Raw genomic sequence first — 14727 nt, 5'->3', positions numbered from 1 at the left:
GCCCCGCGGGGGCGAGCAGGAGGGTCCCGGTAGCCTGACGTGCATGTTCGTACTGGAATTGACCTACACCGCGCCCGTCGAGCAGGCCGACGCGCTGCTCGCCCCGCATGTCGCGTGGCTCGACGCCCAGTTCGCCGCCGGCGTGTTCCTCGCCTCCGGGCGGAAGAACCCGCGCGACGGCGGGGTGATCCTGGCCACCGGGGTCGACCGCGCGGAGATCGAGGCGATCGCGGCGGCCGACCCGTTCAGCACGGCGGGCATCTGCACGTACCGGATCACGGAGTTCTACGCGACCAAGACGGTCGACGGCCTCGCCCCGTACCGGGATCAACTGCCTTCCTGAGCGGGCGGACCGGGGAGCGGCTTCGGCAGACTGCGCGGGCCCACGCAGCGGGCGCCCGCCGCTTCCGCTCTCCGGCGCAGCTCGCGGTCGGCCGTGACGACGAGACACGGCCGGGCGTTCGCCCGCGCGGCGAGCTCGGCGAGTTCGGCGATCAGGTCGTCGCCGCTGCCGGTGGCCTCCTCGACCCGTACACCGGGGACGGAGGCGACGCCGCGAGCACGGCCCTCGACGACCAGGACGATCTCGTACGGGCCGGGGTACGGGGCGTCGACCGGCCCCCCGGTCACGGCGAGCCGGTCGCGCAGCCGCTCGGCGGCCCCGCGCCGGTCGCGCCACCAGCCGTCGGGCACCGATCCCACGACGTTGGCCCCGTCCACGACGAGCAGAGGCCGGGACCCCGGGTCCACAGAGTTCATGGCCCCAGCATCCCAGCCCCGTACAGCGGCGGTGACGCGTATGGCAGGGGTGACAGGAGTCGAACCTGCGGCATCCGGTTTTGGAGACCGGCGCTCTGGCCATCTGAGCTACACCCCTTCGGTGTGCGCCCAGACTGTCATCGTGCCGATCTCCCCGCCAACCGGTTTTCCCGGCGCGCGCCCCGCCCGGGGAGCGGCCGTGCCCCGTCAGTTCCGGCCCAGGCGGGCGATGCGGCCCTTCTCGCCCGAGGCCCAGCATGAGCCGTCGGCCGTGCAGTCGACCGTGTCGTACGAGCCGGTGTCGACGGTCCGCCAGGTGCGGCCTCCGTCGGTGGTCAGGTCCGTGCCGGTCGGGCCGACGGCCAGCGCGGCCGACTTGCTGTGCGGGAGCCAGGCGACGCCCGAGCGGTAGGCGGGCGGCGGCGTGGCCGACGCGGTCCAGCTCCGGCCGCCGCCCCCGGTGACCGCCGCGGCCCGCGGCGACGGCTGGTCCTTGCGGTAGTCCCCGCCGACGGCGATGCCGTGGGTGCGGTCGCGGAAGGCGAGGCCGAAGACGCCCCGGGCCGGGTCGCCCGCCGGGATCGTGGTGTCGGTGGCGGTCCAAGTCAGACCCCGGTCGCCGGAGTGCAGGACACGGGCGGTCGCCCCGCCGCCGGTGGCGAGCCACACGTCGCGGGGGCCGGCCGAGACCAGGCACTGGCCGCTCGCCGCGAAGGCGGCCTCGCCGGGCAGCGCCTCCGGCATGCCGGCGCTCGGCAGGACCTCCCAGGAGCGGCCGCCGTCGCTGGTGGAGAGGATGCGGTACTTGCCGTCGACCGGGTCGCTCATGGCGAGGCCGTGGCGGCGGTCGAAGAAGGTCAGGCAGTCGTAGAAGGCGCGCGGGTCGGTGTTCCGGAAGGACTCGGTCCAGGTGGCGCCGCCGTCCTCGGTGCGCAGCACGCGGGACGCCTCGCCCTCGCCGATGGCGAGGACGACGGCCCTGCGGGCGTCGAAGGCCTCCACGTCGCGGAGCTCCAGGTCGGCCGCCCCGGCCGGCGACACGTCGCGCCAGCTCCGCCCGCCGTCGGTGGTGCGCAGGACCGTGCCCCGGGAGCCCGCCGCCCAGGCGGTGGACCGGTCGACCGCCGCGAGCCCGCGGAAGCGGGCGTCGGTGCCGGTCGGTGTGAGCTGCCAGCCGGCCGCCGCCGTGGGGGTCTCCCCGGCGCGCGCGGGTGCCGCGAGGGTGAGCGCGAGCGCCGCCCCGATCAGCCCCACCGACATCATTCGTCTCGTCTTCCCCTTGGACGTCATGGCGCCGGAAGCTAGCGTCCCCGGCCGGGCCCCGTCCAGGGTGCGTACCTCCCCCGCCGTTCCTAGGCTGGCCGCATGAGCGACCGTACGACCGCATCCGCGCCCGAGTCCGCGCCGGGGTCCGCGTCCGCGCCCGCCGAGGAGAAGCCGAAGATCAAGGAGTACGAGGGCGAGGGCATCACCGTCACCTTCGAGCCGCGGCGCTGTCTGCACGCGGCCGAGTGCGTGCACGGTCTGCCCGAGGTGTTCGACCTCGCGCGGCGCCCGTGGATCCTGCCGGACGCCGCCGATCCCGACGTCCTCGCCGAGGTCATCCGCCGCTGCCCCTCGGGGGCGCTCCAGTACCGCCACCGCCCGGCCGGCTCCGCCGCCGAGCTCCCGGACTCCCCCACCTCCGTGCTCCGTACGCCGACGGGGCAGCTGGTCCTGCGCGGCGACCTGCTCGTGACCGGCCCGCAGGGGGACCGGCACGAGACGCGGGTCATGCTGTGCGGCTGCGGGGCGTCGGGGAACCAGCCGTACTGCGACCATTCCGGCCCCTGCGCGGAGCCGGACGACGACGACGCCGAACGGCGCTGACCACGGGCTTCTCCGTACGGTGACGCAGCTCACGTGCCCTTCGAGTGCACGTTCCGGTGCTTCCGCTCGTCCTTCTTGGTGTCAGGTGCCCTGGTGTCGGGGAGACGCACAGGATCCGAAGCCCGCGAGAGGAGCCGGTCTTGTCCGCCGTCATCGAGCAGTCCGTGCAAGCCCGTCTGGTCGCTTCCTGCCCCCGCATGGAGACGGTTCCCGCCACGCTGCGGTACGACCGTGAGGATCCGTACGCCGTGAGCATGGCGTTCCCGCCCCCGGCGACGCTGGAGGGCGTCGAGGTGTCGTGGGCGTTCGCCCGCGAGCTGCTCGTCGAGGGCGTCGACCGGCCGGCCGGTGACGGGGACGTACGCCTGCGGCCGTACGGGTACGACCGCACGGTCGTCGAGTTCCACGCCCCGGAGGGGGTGGCGATGGTGCACGTGCGGACCTCGGAGCTGCGGCGTTTCCTGGAGCGGTCGGAGGACCTGGTGCCGGCGGGACGGGAGCACCAGTACCTGGACTGGGACGAGGACCTCGCGCGCCTGCTCTCGTAGGCCGCCTCGCGGAGCCCCTCCGTAAATCATTTGCCCTTCCCCGGTCGGGGTCGTACCGTCGATATCGACCTTGTTGTCACCCGATCGGAGAAGGACGTTGCTCGTCTGAGGTTTGAGACACCGAGCCGCGCGTGCCCCCTGTGCCGCGTGTGCCGTTCTCGACCTCGGCGTACGAGCCGTTCCTGACCGACGGTTTTTCCGGCAGACGACTGCCCCCGCGCCCCGGTGTCTCCACGCGATGACCATTCCACGCTCACGCGCGACCGGGAGGCCTCCATGGCGCATCACCCCACATTCATCACCTGCACGTCCCTCTCCTTCTCCTGGCCCGACGGCTCCGAGGTCCTCGACGACTTCCGGCTCACGGTCGGCCCCGGCCGCACCGGGCTCGTCGGCGTCAACGGCTCCGGCAAGTCGACCCTGCTCAAGCTGATCGCCGGGGAGCTGACCCCGGCCTCGGGCACCGTCCGGGTCACGGGCGAGCTCGGCTACCTGCCGCAGAACCTCGTCCTCGACACCTCGCGCCGGGTCGACGAGATCCTCGGCATCGCCGAGAAGCGCGCCGCGCTGCACGCCATCGAGAACGGCGACCCGGCGGAGGAGCACTTCACGACGCTCGCCGACGACTGGGACGTGGAGGAGCGGGCCCGGGCCACGCTCGACCAGCTCGGTCTGGACACGGTCGGCCTCGACCGGACCGTGGGCGAGGTCTCGGGCGGCGAGTCGGTCCTGCTCCGCCTCGCGGCGCTCCTCCTCGCCCGCCCCGACGTCCTCCTCCTCGACGAGCCGACGAACAACCTGGACCGGCACGCCCGCGCCCGTCTCTACGATGCCGTGGAGAACTGGTCGGGAGTCCTGGTCGTGGTCAGCCACGACCGTGAACTCCTTGAGCGTGTCGACCAGATCGCCGACCTGCGGGACGGCGAGGTCACCTGGTACGGCGGTGCCTGGTCGGACTACGAGATCGCCCTCGCCGCCGAACAGGAGGCGGCGGAGCGCATGGTGCGCGTCGCCGAGGCCGACGTACAACGCCAGAAGCGGGAACTCTCCGACGCGCACCTGAAGTTGGCGCGGCGCAAGCGCTTCGCGCAGAAGAGCTTCGAGAACAAGGTCCTGCCGAAGATCGTGGCGAACGGCCGCAAGAGCGAGGCCCAGGTCTCGGCGGGCAAGCACCGCGCCCTGCACGCGGAGCGGCTGTCCGAGGCGAGGGAGCGGCTCGACGCGGCGGTGGAGGCGGTGCGCGACGACGACGAGATCCGCGTCGAGCTGCCCCGCACCTCGGTGCCGCCGGGCCGCGAGGTGCTCTACCTGCGCGACCTGGAGCTGCGGTACGGGGCGAAGGTCGCCGGCGAGTTCGCCCTGCGGGGCCCTGAACGGATCGCGCTCGTGGGCCGGAACGGGGCGGGCAAGACGACCCTGCTCCGGACGATCGCGGGCGAGGTGGAGGCGGTGTCGGGCGAGGCCGAGGCGCGGGTGCCGCTCCGCTTCCTGCCGCAGCGGCTCGACGTGCTCGACGACGAGCTGAGCGTGGTGGCGAACGTGGCCCGCTTCGCGCCGGAGGCGACGCAGAACGCGATCAGGGCGCGGCTGGCGAGGTTCCTCTTCCGGGGCGCGCGGGCGGACCAGCCCGCGGGCACCCTCTCGGGCGGGGAGCGTTTCCGGGCGACGCTCGCGGCGCTGCTTCTGGCGGAGCCGGCTCCCCAGTTGCTGATGCTGGACGAGCCGACGAACAACCTGGACATGGCGTCGGTCCAGAAACTGACGGCGGCTCTGGACGCGTACGAGGGGGCCCTGATCGTGGCGAGCCACGACGTGACGTTCCTGGAGTCGCTGGGGATCACGCGCTGGCTGCTGCTCGACGGTGAGCTGCGGCCGACGACGGCGGAGGAGGTCAGGGGAGTGACCTCGGTGCGTTGACGAGGGGTCGGGGTGCGGGGGGGGGCCGGCGTGCGGGGGGGCGGCGTGCGAGGGGTCGGCGTGCGGACAGTGGGGCAGGGCGGGTCGGCGTCGCCGGGCAGGGCGTGTCACAGGAAGGGATCGCTCGCGGGGATCACCGCGGGGATCACTAACGGTGAAGTAAAGCCCAGGACTTGGTGCCGCCGCCCGGAGTGAGCACCGGGGCCAGCCCCCAGTCCCCGCCGTCCGCGTCGACCACCGCGGCCAGCAGCCACATGCTGCGGCTGCGGCGGTCGCGGCACTCCTCCGCCGCGAGGGGCGAGGAGTGCGCCGGGTGCTGGTCGTAGAGCACGATCCGCAGCGCGTCGTACTGCCAGCGGACTCGCAGGAGCATCTCCCGGTCGGGGGTGAACCGGTAGGCGGCGGCGACGAGTTCGGAGGCGGCGAGGGCGGCGGTCTCGCTCAGGTCGGAGAGGCCGTGCCGCGTGAGGAGCGTGCGGACCGCCTCGCGGGCGAGACCCGCGCAGTACGCCCCGCCGGGCAGGCGCATCGAGTAGCTGAGGTTCCCCGTCGCGGGAGGTATGGGCCCGGCCGTTGCGGCGTCCGGGAGGCAGCGCGTGGCGCCCTTCATCGAGTTGCTCACATTTCTTGCGCATTGGGGGGTACGCGCACACGGTCACAGTCGCCCCGTGTGAGACTTGCGCTACCGACCGTAGCGCAAGAGCGGAGCACAGTGCTACTACTTGCGTGTACTCGTGCCATTCCGGCCCGAAGCCGCGATCCGGCCGGATCTCCGGCGAAACGGAACGAACAGGGGAGTCCGAGCGTGCCACCCAGGAGCAGCCCGACCGCGCGACAGCAGCGCCTCGGGAGCGAACTGCGCAAACTGCGAGAGCAATCGGGCATGTCGGCCCAGCAGGCAGCCGCCCTCCTGGGCGTGGACCGGACCCGTATCCCCAACGTCGAGTCCGGCCGTTTCGGGATCAGCGCCGAGCGGGTCCGCACCCTCGCCTTCAACTACGGCTGCCCCGACACGACCCTCGTCGACCTGCTCGCCGGCATGGCGCAGGAGCGCGACCGCGGCTGGTGGGAGGAGCACAAGGGACTGCTCCCGCCCGCGCTGATCGACATCGCCGAACTGGAGTTCCACGCCTCGGAGTTGCACACCGCGGTCACCACCCACATCCCGGGGCTGCTGCAGACCGAGGAGCACGCGCGGGCCGTCTTCGACACCGCCGTCCCCCTGCTGCCCTCCCCCGACCTGGAGGCCCGGCTCGCCCTGCGGCTGCGCCGCCAGGAAGTCCTGGACCGGGACCGGCCCGTGCTCTACGAGGCCGTGATCCACGAGGCGGCGCTGCGCATGCAGTTCGGCGGACCGAAGGTCGCGCGGACCCAGCTGGAGCACATCCTCGCGTACGCCGAGCGGGACACCGTCACCGTCCGCGTCATCCCCTTCGCCGCGGGGGGTTTCCCCGGGGCTGGCCAGTCGTTCACCTATGTGGCCGCGCCGGTGCCGCAGCTGGACACCGTGCAGCTGGACTCCTCCCACGGCTCGATACTCCTCGACGCCGACATGCAGCTCCGCCGCTACCGCGGCCTGCTCGACCGACTGCGCGGGCTCGCTCTGTCCACGACCGAATCGCGCGCGTTCATCCGCACCATCGCCCAGGATCTGTGAAGGACAGCCCCCACATGAACGTCCCGACCACCCCCCACGCCCCTGTCGAGCACACCCCCGCCGAGATCGACTGGAGCGAGGCCTTCTGCAGCGAGGGCGCGAACTGCTTCCGCTTCGGGCTCGACGCCTCCGGCCGCGCCTACATCGGCTCGACCCTCTCCCCCGGCGCATACGTGACCGATTCGGTGGAGGCGCTCCGCGCCCTGATCTGCGCGGTGAAGGACGGCGCCGCCGACCACCTGCTCTGAGTAGCCGAAGCACCCCCCGGTCGCGTCCCGGCGAGGACGTGACCTGCGTCTCCGGCCCCCCGCCGGAGCAGCGCACATAACGCAACGTAACCGGACATCGCCGGGACGGGCTTGGCCGACGCCTTACGGAGCCTTAACCTACGGTTTCGTAACCTACGAAGCCGTAGGTAATTCCGTACGCCCTTCTCCGTCCCCAGGAGTCCCCGTGACGCTCACCTCTCCCCACCTCGGCAGCTCGGCGGAGTGGACCGACGCGCGCCTGCTCTACGCGCTCGAAGAGGTCGTGGAGAAGGAGCTCAACCGGCACCTCAAGGTCACGAAGGACTGGATGCCGCACGAGTACGTGCCGTGGTCCGACGGCCGGAACTTCCCGGGCTTCTTCGAGGACGGCGAGGCCTGGGACCCGTCCCAGTCCAAGGTCACCGACATCGGCAAGATCGCGCTCGTGGTCAACCTGCTCACCGAGGACAACCTCCCGAGCTACCACCACGAGATCGCCAGCCTCTTCGGCCGCGACGGCGCCTGGGGCACCTGGGTGCACCGCTGGACCGCCGAGGAGGGCCGCCACGGCATCGTCATGCGCGACTACCTCCTCGCCTCCCGCGCCGTCGACCCGGACAAGCTGGAGCAGTTCCGGATGTCGCACATGAGCGAGGGCTTCGAGTCCGACAACCGGCACTCGATGCTGCACTCCGTGGCGTACGTCGCCTTCCAGGAGCTCGCCACCCGCATCTCGCACCGCAACACCGGACACCAGTCCGGCGACCCGGTCTGCGACCGGATGCTCTCGCGCATCGCGACCGACGAGAACCTGCACATGGTCTTCTACCGCAACCTGCTGGGCGCGTCCTTCGAGCTCGCCCCCGACCTGACCATGCAGGCCGTGCGGGACGTGGTCGTGAACTTCCGGATGCCCGGACACGGCATGCCCGGCTTCGAGCGGGCGGCCGCGCAGATGGCCATCGGCGAGATCTACAACATGCGGATCCACCACGACGACGTGCTCCAGCCCGTCCTGCGCTTCCTCAAGGTCCTCCAGATCGAGGGCCTCGGCCCGGACGGCCTGCGCGCCCAGGAGGAGCTGGGGCTGTACATGAACGGTCTGGACAGCGAGGCGAGCAAGTTCGACGAGAAGCTCGCGGCCCGCAAGGCCCGCATGGCGGCCCGCGCCGCCGGCTGATCACCTCACTGTACGAGGTTTCCCGCTGAGCCCCTGAGCCCCTGAGCCCCTGAGTACCTCAGTACCTGAGCCTCTGAGTACCTGAGCCTCTGAGTCCCTGAGCCGCACCCCCCGCCGGTGCGGCTCAGCCGCGTGTCTGCTGCCGCCTGAGGCGCACGCGCTCCTTCTCGGAGAGCCCGCCCCAGACCCCGAAGCGCTCGTCGTTGCGGAGCGCGTAGTCCAGGCAGGCCTGGCGCCCCTCGCACGCCCCGCACAGCTGCTTCGCCTCGCGCGTCGACGAGCCGGGGGCCGGGAAGAAGAACTCCGGGCCCGCCTGGGCGCACAGGGCGTTCTCGCGCCAGGAGAGTTCGGGGGCGGTCAGCGTGTCGGTATCCGTCTGCATGCCCCCTACGGTGCTCCGGCCGCCTAAACACCCCCTCAACGTTTCCTCAACGACGGACGCCGAGGGCCGGCAGGACCGTTTCGGCGACCCGGTACGCCTCCTCCAGGAGCGGGTTCCCGGACAGGATGAACGTGTCCACTCCCAGCTCCTGGTACTCCTGGAGCCGCTCCACGACCTGCGCGGTGGAGCCGACGACCGCCGTGCCGGGGCCCGGCCGGAAGAGGCTCATGCCGGGCCAGAGGTTCGGGTGGGTCTCCAGCTCGCGGGCGCGCGCCGGGACCCGGCCGCCGTGCTGGCGGAACTGCCGCTGCCAGCCGACACCGTCCTCGTCCGCCCGTCCGCCGAGCTGCCGGGCGTACGTCTCCTGGCTGGTCACGTCGAGCAGCCGGTCGGCCGCCGCCCACGCCTGGTCCTCGGTGTCGCGGACGATGAGGTGGAGCCGCAGACCGATCCGGAGGGTACGGCCGTGGGCCGCCGCCCTGGCCCGTACGTGGTCGAGCTTCTCCTTCAGCAGGTGCGGCGGCTCGCCCCAGGTCAGATAGACGTCGACGTGCTCGGCGGCCATCTCGATGCCCGGCGCGGAGGAGCCGCCGAACCAGAGCGGGACGTGCGGTTCCTGGACGGGCCGCAGGTCGCGGAAGGAGGCTCCGGCGTCCTTGAGGTCGTAGAAGCGGCCCTTGTGGTCGAAGACCTCGCCGGCCGTGAGCCGCTTGACGATCGACCAGTACTCGGCGCTGAGCTCGTACCGCTCGTCGTGGTCCACGTGGAGCCCGTACTCCCGCAGGGCGTTCGTCGAGCCGTTGACGACGTTGAACCGCAGCCTGCCGCCGAAGAGGTTGTCGAAGCTGAGCGCCATCTTGGCGAGCAGGGTCGGGGAGATCAGGCCGGGGTGGACGGCGAGCAGCGGCTTGAAACGGGTGCTGGTGGAGGCGGCGAGGGCGGAGCCGAGCGGCCAGACGTCGTAGAGGTCGGTGGCGAGCAGCGCGCCCGTGTAGCCGAGGCGCTCGACGGTGCCGGCGAGCTGGGTGAGGTAGCCGAGGTCGACGGGCCGGCGGCCGGCGGGCTCCCAGGGGTAGGCGCCTTCGCGCGGGATGATGTACCAGAGGACTTCGGGCGCGGGGGTCGTCGCGGTGGTGCTCATGGTGGGGGTCACGCCTTCCGGGGCAGGGCGTCGGCGACGGTGATCGCCCGGTCGACGAATCCGACGCGGTGGAAGATGTCCGCCGCCTCCTGCTGCTCGGCGAGGAACTCCTCGCCGACCGGCTCGATCGCCCACGGCAGGGCGCGCAGCGCCGTCTCCCAGTCCTCGACCGTGCCGCCCTGGTCGGCGGCGGCGATCTCGGCGGCCTCGCGGGGGTGCGCGGCGGCCCAGTCGTCGGCCCGCCGGAGGGCGCGGACCAGCGCCTCGACGAGTTCGGGACGCTCCTCGGCCAGGTCGCGGCGGGCGAAGAAGACGGACCGGTCGCTGATGACGTCGCCGGTACGGATCAGGGTGCGCAGGCCCCCGGTGCGGCGGGCGGCGGCGAGCTCGGCGCCCTGGGCGACCCAGGCGGTGATCTCCCCGGCGCGCAGCTTCTCCTCGCTGCCCGCGTCGCCCCGTACGGGCGTGATGTCGGTGGCGTACGAGAGGCCCGCGTCGTCCAGGGCCTTGGCGACGAGGTGGGTCTGCCAGGAGCCGACGGCGAGGTGGACGGTGCCGCCCTTGAGGTCGGCGACGGTACGGACCGGGCTGTCCTCGGGGACGAGGAGGGCGCCGTGGTCGGGGCGGGGCGCGGAGACGGCGGTGTAGACGATGTCGTGTCCCGCCGCCTGCGCGGTGACGGGCGGGGTGGAACCGGTGCCGCCGAAGTCGAGGGTGCCGTCGGCGAGGAAGGCGCCGGTGCGGACGCCGTCGGTGTACGGGTGCCAGGTCACCGTCTCGCCGAGCGCGGCCACCTCCTCCTCCGCGTAGCCGAGCCGGGAGAGGTGGTAGAGGGAGGGGTTGCTGCGGTGGACGCCTATGGTGACGGTCATGCGGAGGCTCCTTCGAGGGAGGGGGTGACGGTGGCGGACGGGTGGTGGTCCTCGCCGACGCCCAGGTCGGCGAGGAGGCGGCGGCGCAGCGCGACGAACGCCGGGTCGCCGGGGTCGCGCGGCCGGTCGACGGCGACGGGCAGGTCGGTGACGAGCCGGCCGTCCCGGAGGACGGCGACCCGGTCGGCGAGCCGGACGGCCTCGTCGACGTCGTGGGTGACGAGGAGGACGGCGGGCCGGTGGACACGGCGCAGCTCGCCGACGAGGTCCTGCATGCGGAGCCGGGTCAGCGCGTCGAGCGCCGCGAACGGCTCGTCGAGGAGCAGGAGTTCGGGTTCACGGACGAGAGCCCTGGCGAGGGCGACGCGCTGGGCCTCGCCGCCGGAGAGGGTGGCGGGCCAGGCGTCGGCGTGCCGGTCGAGGCCGACCTCGGCGAGGGCCCGCAGGCCGGTCTCCTTGGTACGCGCTCCGCGCGGGAGGCCCACGGTCACGTTGGCGAGGACCCGCCGCGAGGGGATGAGCCGGGGCTCCTGGAAGACGATGGTGCGGGCGGCGGGGACGAGGGCCTCTCCCCCGTCGGCGGCGTCGAGGGCCCCGAGGATGCGGAGCAGGGTGGTCTTGCCGCTGCCGCTCGCTCCGAGGAGGGCGAGGAACTCGCCGCGTTCCAGGGTGAGATCGAGCCCGTCGAGGACGGGTCGGGTGCCGAAGACCCGGCGCAGGCCTCGTACGCGTACGGCGGTCGTGTGGTCGGTCATCGTGCCGCGCCTCCTCCGGGTCCGGCGGTGCGCCAGGGCATGAGGATCCGCTCCAGGCCCCGGACGAACACGTCGGCGGCGAGGCCGAGGAGCCCGTACACGAGGATGCAGACGGCGAGGATGTCGGTGCGGGCGTAGCTCTGGGCCTGGGACATCAGGTAGCCGATGCCCTCGGTGGCGTTGATCTCCTCGGCGGCGATGAGCGCGATGACGCTGAGCGTCATGGAGAGCCGCAGTCCGGCGAGGAGCGAGGGCAGCGCGCCGGGCAGGACGACGAGCCGGATGATCTCCAGGCGGCCGAGGCCGAAGCTGCGCATGGCCTCGACGAGTTTGCGGTCGGTGTTGCGGACGCCGCCGGAGGCGGAGACGTACATCGGGAAGGTGGTGGCGACCGCGATGAGCAGGATCTTCGCGGTCTCGTTGATGCCGAACCAGACCATGAAGAGGGGGACGAGGGAGAGGAAGGGGATCGTGCGGAGGGTCTGGAGGGAGGAGTCGAGCAGTTCGTCGCCGAGCCGGGTGAAGCCGGTGACGATGCCGAGCGCGAGTCCGGTGACCAGGCCGATGACGAGGCCGATGCCGGATCGGGTGAGGGAGGTGGCGAGCGCGTCGGGGAGCTGACCATTGCCCCACAACTCACCGACGGCGTCGAGGACTTGGGACGGGGAGGCGAGGACGTCGGGGGTGAGGAGACCCGTGGCGGACGAGGCCCACCAGAGGGCGAGGAGGGCGAACGGGCCGAGGGCACGGACGGTGACGGCGTAGGCGCGGGGCCGGGGGCGGTGGGCCGGCGGGCGAGGGGTGACGAGCCCCTCGACACCCTCGCGCGCGGCGGGTTCCGTGGCGGTCGTCACGACAGCTTCTCGATGTCGAGGAGGTGGGCCGCGATGTCGACCTTGGCCGGCGTGACCTTCTGGTCGGCGTAGAACCGGGCGACGGTCTCGAAGCGCTTCACGTCCTCGGGACCGATGGGGTCGACGGTGCCGCCCTTGGCGGTGAAGCCGATCTGGACCTCCTTGGCCTTGCCGTTGACGGCGGTGGGTCCCGCGTCGGTGAAGACGTTGAGGTAGGCGGCCGGGTCCTTGCGCTCCTTGGCGCTGTTGTCGTGGAGGTAGGCGTAGAGCGCCTTGACGATCTCGGGGTGGTCCTTCGCGAAGCCCGAACGGACCGCGTTCAGGCTGTAGTTGTCGGAGCCGATGGCGGCTCCGTCGGCGAGGAAGTGGGCCTTGCCGGAGCCGATCTCGGCGACCGCGTATGTCGACCAGACCGCCCAGGCGTCGACCTGGCCGGCGTTGAAGACGGCGGCGGTCTGGTCGGGGCGCAGGTAGACGCGCTCGACCTTGTCGGCGGGGACGCCCGCCTTGGCGAGGGCCTTCAGGAGGAGGTACTCGCCGGTGCCGCCCTTGTTGACGGCGACCTTGCGGCCGACGAGGTCGGTGACGGAGTCGATGTCCGAGCCCTCGCGGACGAGGATGCCCTCGCCGACGGGGTCGGGGTCGGTGGCCGTGAAGAAGGCGAAGCCGGGGCTCTGCGCCAGCGAGGTGATGCCGGAGGTGATCGAGCCGGTCGCGATGTCGAGCTGGTCGGCGTTCATGGCCTGGGCGGCGGGGGCGAACGGCCCGGCGCTGCCGGTCCACGCGACCTTGGCACCGACGGCGGCGAGGGCCTTGTCGAGGCTGCCGTCCTTCTTGCCCCGGGCGAGGACGCCGGAGTTGCCGGGGTCGGGGATGCGGACGGTGACCGTGTCCGCCGCGCCGCTCCCCGCGCCCTTCGCGCCACCGGCACTGTCGGTGCCGCCGCAGGCGGTGAGGGTGGAGAGCGCGGCGAGGGCCGCCAGGGCGGTGGTGGTCTTGACGAGTGAGCGCATGGGTCGTCCTTCGGGGAGGGAGAGCGAGGGGAGGTCCGGGTGGGCCCCGCCGGCGGGGTGCGGGCCCCTACGCCGCCGGGGGCGCGGGTGCGGTGACAGGGGGCGCCGCGGCGAGGAGGCGGGCGCGGCGCAGCGGCTCCGGGTCGGCCCAGCTCCGTACGTCCACGGTCTCCGGCAGGAAGCCGTGGGCGCGCAGCGCCTCCTCCTGCCGGGCGAGCAGGCCGAGCCGTTCGTCGGAGAGGTCGGGGTGGAGGGTGCGGTGGGTGCCGGCCCGGTAGGCGCCCGCGACCCCCTCGGCGCCCGCGCCGGTCTCCGCGCCGAGGATCCTCGCGACCTCGGCGGGCTCGTCGGCGGCCCAGTCGGCTGCCCTGAGCAGGACGGAGAGGAAGCGGTCCACGAGGTCGGGCCGGGCGTCCAGGAGGTCCTGGTGCACGGTGAGCGGGCGCGGGGTGCCGTTGTTGACCCGGTGCGCGGGGTCGGGGAGGTCGTCGAGCTCGACGGCGATCTCGGCCCCGGCGCGGCGGGCCGCCTCGACGGCGAGGGCGCCCTTCACGTACACGGCGTCGACCTCGCCCCGGCGCAGGGCGGCGAGCCCGGAGGCCCACTGGCCGCCCTGCCCGTCGGCGGGTACGTCGACGAGCGCGGCGTCGTCGAGTCCGTACCCGGCGGAGGCGAGGACGCCCTCGAAGCCGCGCAGGGCCATGGCCCGCCAGAAGTCGATGGGCACGGGGTGCCGGGGCAGCGCGAGGCGGAGGCCGCGCAGGGCGGCGGCTCCGCGCACCGGGGAGCCGGGGGCGACGAGGATCGCCTGGCGCTCCTCGATCCAGGTGAGGCCGACGAGCCGGGTGCGCTCGCCGAGCGAACGGGCCCAGAGAGCGGGGACGTTGCCGCCCTCCCGGAAGAGCCCGGGGAGCGCGTGGGTGTAGTGGGCGGCGCGGTCGGCGCCGGGGTCGGCGTCCTGGAGGGAGCGGACGGCGATGCCGTCGGCGGCGAACTCCCCGGCCAGCCAGCCGCGGTCGGCGGCGACGCCGGTGGCGGTCGGGACGGGGCAGCGGGTGAACCAGAGCGTGTCGGGAACGGCGGTGTTCGTCATGGGACTTCCCGGGTGAGTGGCGAGGGGAGCGGAGGGCGTCGCACTTCGGTCACGCGGAGCCGGAGGGCACGGGGACCGACGGGACGCCGGGGGACGCGGAGGGCGCGGCGCGGGCGCGCCGGAGCAGGGGTGGACCCGGTGCCGTGTCCGTACGGAGGGGATCAGGCCGGGGCGGAGATCAGGCCGGTACGCGGACGGGGGCACGGCCCCACGGACAGCGGCGGCCTGCGGAAGGCGTCAGCGACAACAGACCCCGGCGACACGCGCCAGGTCTATGTGGCGGCGCCGGGTCAGCGCGAGCGGCGGACCGGAGAGGGCCGGAGCGGGGCGCGCGGCACGTCGTCGGTTCGTCACGGGCCTGCTCCCTTCCGGCTCGGTGCCGCATCGGTGTGTTGGCCGGAACCTTGCCATGGATGGATCGGGCCTCACAACTCGGCTC

General features: G+C 73.1%; 17 protein-coding genes and 1 tRNA gene. 7 read left to right on the top strand and 11 right to left on the bottom strand.

What is annotated here, in order from left to right:
* The first annotated feature begins 43 nt into the window (after positions 1-43).
* Complete coding sequence (locus ACFC0Z_RS00780; RefSeq protein ID WP_376431286.1) at positions 44-343, top strand: YciI family protein; 300 nt, start codon at positions 44-46, stop codon at positions 341-343.
* Here the strand turns inward: ACFC0Z_RS00780 and ACFC0Z_RS00775 are convergent.
* From ACFC0Z_RS00775 to ACFC0Z_RS00765, 3 genes are all read right to left on the bottom strand, one after another.
* Positions 328-759, bottom strand: a complete 432-nt coding sequence (locus ACFC0Z_RS00775; protein ID WP_376431285.1) for an NTP pyrophosphohydrolase — start codon at positions 757-759, stop codon at positions 328-330. The two genes, ACFC0Z_RS00780 and ACFC0Z_RS00775, sit on opposite strands and share 16 nt — an antisense overlap.
* Positions 760-800: 41 nt before the next feature.
* Positions 801-877 (bottom strand) — tRNA-Trp (locus ACFC0Z_RS00770).
* Positions 878-966: 89 nt separating this feature from the next.
* The gene (locus ACFC0Z_RS00765) at positions 967-2049 is read right to left on the bottom strand and encodes a WD40/YVTN/BNR-like repeat-containing protein (protein WP_376431283.1); all 1083 of its coding nucleotides are present in this window, start codon (positions 2047-2049) and stop codon (positions 967-969) included.
* 75 nt (positions 2050-2124) lie between these two features.
* Between ACFC0Z_RS00765 and ACFC0Z_RS00760 the strand changes: the two genes are divergently transcribed.
* The 3 genes from ACFC0Z_RS00760 to ACFC0Z_RS00750 all read left to right on the top strand — a co-directional run bounded on the left by ACFC0Z_RS00760 (position 2125) and on the right by ACFC0Z_RS00750 (position 5093).
* Entirely contained in the window at positions 2125-2628 is a 504-nt protein-coding gene (locus tag ACFC0Z_RS00760; RefSeq protein ID WP_376431281.1) for a (4Fe-4S)-binding protein, read from the top strand.
* Positions 2629-2768: 140 nt separating this feature from the next.
* Entirely contained in the window at positions 2769-3176 is a 408-nt protein-coding gene (locus ACFC0Z_RS00755) for an SsgA family sporulation/cell division regulator (protein ID WP_376431279.1), read from the top strand.
* Between the two features lie 276 nt (positions 3177-3452).
* Positions 3453-5093, top strand: coding sequence for an ABC-F family ATP-binding cassette domain-containing protein (locus ACFC0Z_RS00750; protein WP_376431278.1), 1641 nt, complete (start codon positions 3453-3455; stop codon positions 5091-5093).
* Between the two features lie 148 nt (positions 5094-5241).
* Here the strand turns inward: ACFC0Z_RS00750 and ACFC0Z_RS00745 are convergent, their stop codons facing one another.
* Complete coding sequence (locus ACFC0Z_RS00745; RefSeq protein ID WP_376431276.1) at positions 5242-5715, bottom strand: ATP-binding protein; 474 nt, start codon at positions 5713-5715, stop codon at positions 5242-5244.
* Between the two features lie 183 nt (positions 5716-5898).
* Here ACFC0Z_RS00745 and ACFC0Z_RS00740 point away from each other — a divergent pair, with 183 nt between their 5' ends.
* The 3 genes from ACFC0Z_RS00740 (at position 5899) to ACFC0Z_RS00730 (ending at position 8178) form a co-directional block, all read left to right on the top strand.
* On the top strand, positions 5899-6750 hold the full coding sequence (locus ACFC0Z_RS00740; RefSeq protein WP_376431274.1) for a helix-turn-helix domain-containing protein: 852 nt from the start codon (positions 5899-5901) through the stop codon (positions 6748-6750).
* A gap of 14 nt (positions 6751-6764) precedes the next feature.
* A complete protein-coding gene (locus ACFC0Z_RS00735; protein WP_376431272.1) occupies positions 6765-6998 on the top strand; it encodes a hypothetical protein in 234 nt (77 codons plus the stop codon).
* Between the two features lie 205 nt (positions 6999-7203).
* Positions 7204-8178, top strand: a complete 975-nt coding sequence (locus ACFC0Z_RS00730) for an acyl-ACP desaturase (protein ID WP_376431270.1) — start codon at positions 7204-7206, stop codon at positions 8176-8178.
* Between the two features lie 124 nt (positions 8179-8302).
* On the opposite strand, the gene ACFC0Z_RS00725 is transcribed toward ACFC0Z_RS00730, so the two are convergent.
* The 7 genes from ACFC0Z_RS00725 to ACFC0Z_RS00695 all read right to left on the bottom strand — a co-directional run bounded on the left by ACFC0Z_RS00725 (position 8303) and on the right by ACFC0Z_RS00695 (position 14288).
* A complete protein-coding gene (locus ACFC0Z_RS00725) occupies positions 8303-8560 on the bottom strand; it encodes a WhiB family transcriptional regulator (RefSeq protein ID WP_376431268.1) in 258 nt (85 codons plus the stop codon).
* A 46-nt stretch (positions 8561-8606) separates the two neighbouring features.
* Positions 8607-9701 carry an LLM class flavin-dependent oxidoreductase gene (locus ACFC0Z_RS00720; protein WP_376431266.1) on the bottom strand — a complete coding sequence of 365 codons (1095 nt, stop codon included), beginning with the start codon at positions 9699-9701 and terminating at the stop codon, positions 8607-8609.
* A gap of 8 nt (positions 9702-9709) precedes the next feature.
* Positions 9710-10573 carry an ABC transporter substrate-binding protein gene (locus ACFC0Z_RS00715; RefSeq protein WP_376431265.1) on the bottom strand — a complete coding sequence of 288 codons (864 nt, stop codon included), beginning with the start codon at positions 10571-10573 and terminating at the stop codon, positions 9710-9712.
* Positions 10570-11328, bottom strand: a complete 759-nt coding sequence (locus ACFC0Z_RS00710; protein ID WP_376431263.1) for an ABC transporter ATP-binding protein — start codon at positions 11326-11328, stop codon at positions 10570-10572. The genes ACFC0Z_RS00715 and ACFC0Z_RS00710 overlap by 4 nt, the downstream gene beginning before the upstream one ends.
* A complete protein-coding gene (locus ACFC0Z_RS00705) occupies positions 11325-12182 on the bottom strand; it encodes an ABC transporter permease (protein ID WP_376431261.1) in 858 nt (285 codons plus the stop codon). Before ACFC0Z_RS00705 ends, ACFC0Z_RS00710 begins: the two co-directional genes overlap by 4 nt.
* The gene (locus tag ACFC0Z_RS00700; protein WP_376431259.1) at positions 12179-13195 is read right to left on the bottom strand and encodes an ABC transporter substrate-binding protein; all 1017 of its coding nucleotides are present in this window, start codon (positions 13193-13195) and stop codon (positions 12179-12181) included. Before ACFC0Z_RS00700 ends, ACFC0Z_RS00705 begins: the two co-directional genes overlap by 4 nt.
* 67 nt (positions 13196-13262) lie before the next feature.
* On the bottom strand, positions 13263-14288 hold the full coding sequence (locus tag ACFC0Z_RS00695; protein WP_376431257.1) for an ABC transporter substrate-binding protein: 1026 nt from the start codon (positions 14286-14288) through the stop codon (positions 13263-13265).
* Positions 14289-14727 lie beyond the last annotated feature (439 nt).

The sequence above is a fragment of the Streptomyces sp. NPDC056144 genome (assembly GCF_042264145.1).
In the GTDB taxonomy this organism is placed as follows: Bacteria; Actinomycetota; Actinomycetes; order Streptomycetales; family Streptomycetaceae; genus Streptomyces.
This window is presented reverse-complemented; position numbering and strand designations above follow the sequence as displayed.

Excerpts from the sequence above, each read along its gene's own strand:
- ACFC0Z_RS00735 (WP_376431272.1), top strand. The coding sequence starts at position 6,765 with ATGAACGTCCCGACCACCCCCCACGCCCCTGTCGAGCACACCCCCGCC.
- ACFC0Z_RS00775 (WP_376431285.1), bottom strand. The coding sequence starts at position 759 with ATGAACTCTGTGGACCCGGGGTCCCGGCCTCTGCTCGTCGTGGACGGG.
- ACFC0Z_RS00750 (WP_376431278.1), top strand. The coding sequence starts at position 3,453 with ATGGCGCATCACCCCACATTCATCACCTGCACGTCCCTCTCCTTCTCC.
- ACFC0Z_RS00720 (WP_376431266.1), bottom strand. The coding sequence starts at position 9,701 with ATGAGCACCACCGCGACGACCCCCGCGCCCGAAGTCCTCTGGTACATC.
- ACFC0Z_RS00700 (WP_376431259.1), bottom strand. The coding sequence starts at position 13,195 with ATGCGCTCACTCGTCAAGACCACCACCGCCCTGGCGGCCCTCGCCGCG.
- ACFC0Z_RS00760 (WP_376431281.1), top strand. The coding sequence starts at position 2,125 with ATGAGCGACCGTACGACCGCATCCGCGCCCGAGTCCGCGCCGGGGTCC.
- ACFC0Z_RS00710 (WP_376431263.1), bottom strand. The coding sequence starts at position 11,328 with ATGACCGACCACACGACCGCCGTACGCGTACGAGGCCTGCGCCGGGTC.
- ACFC0Z_RS00695 (WP_376431257.1), bottom strand. The coding sequence starts at position 14,288 with ATGACGAACACCGCCGTTCCCGACACGCTCTGGTTCACCCGCTGCCCC.
- ACFC0Z_RS00715 (WP_376431265.1), bottom strand. The coding sequence starts at position 10,573 with ATGACCGTCACCATAGGCGTCCACCGCAGCAACCCCTCCCTCTACCAC.
- ACFC0Z_RS00725 (WP_376431268.1), bottom strand. The coding sequence starts at position 8,560 with ATGCAGACGGATACCGACACGCTGACCGCCCCCGAACTCTCCTGGCGC.
- ACFC0Z_RS00780 (WP_376431286.1), top strand. The coding sequence starts at position 44 with ATGTTCGTACTGGAATTGACCTACACCGCGCCCGTCGAGCAGGCCGAC.
- ACFC0Z_RS00765 (WP_376431283.1), bottom strand. The coding sequence starts at position 2,049 with ATGACGTCCAAGGGGAAGACGAGACGAATGATGTCGGTGGGGCTGATC.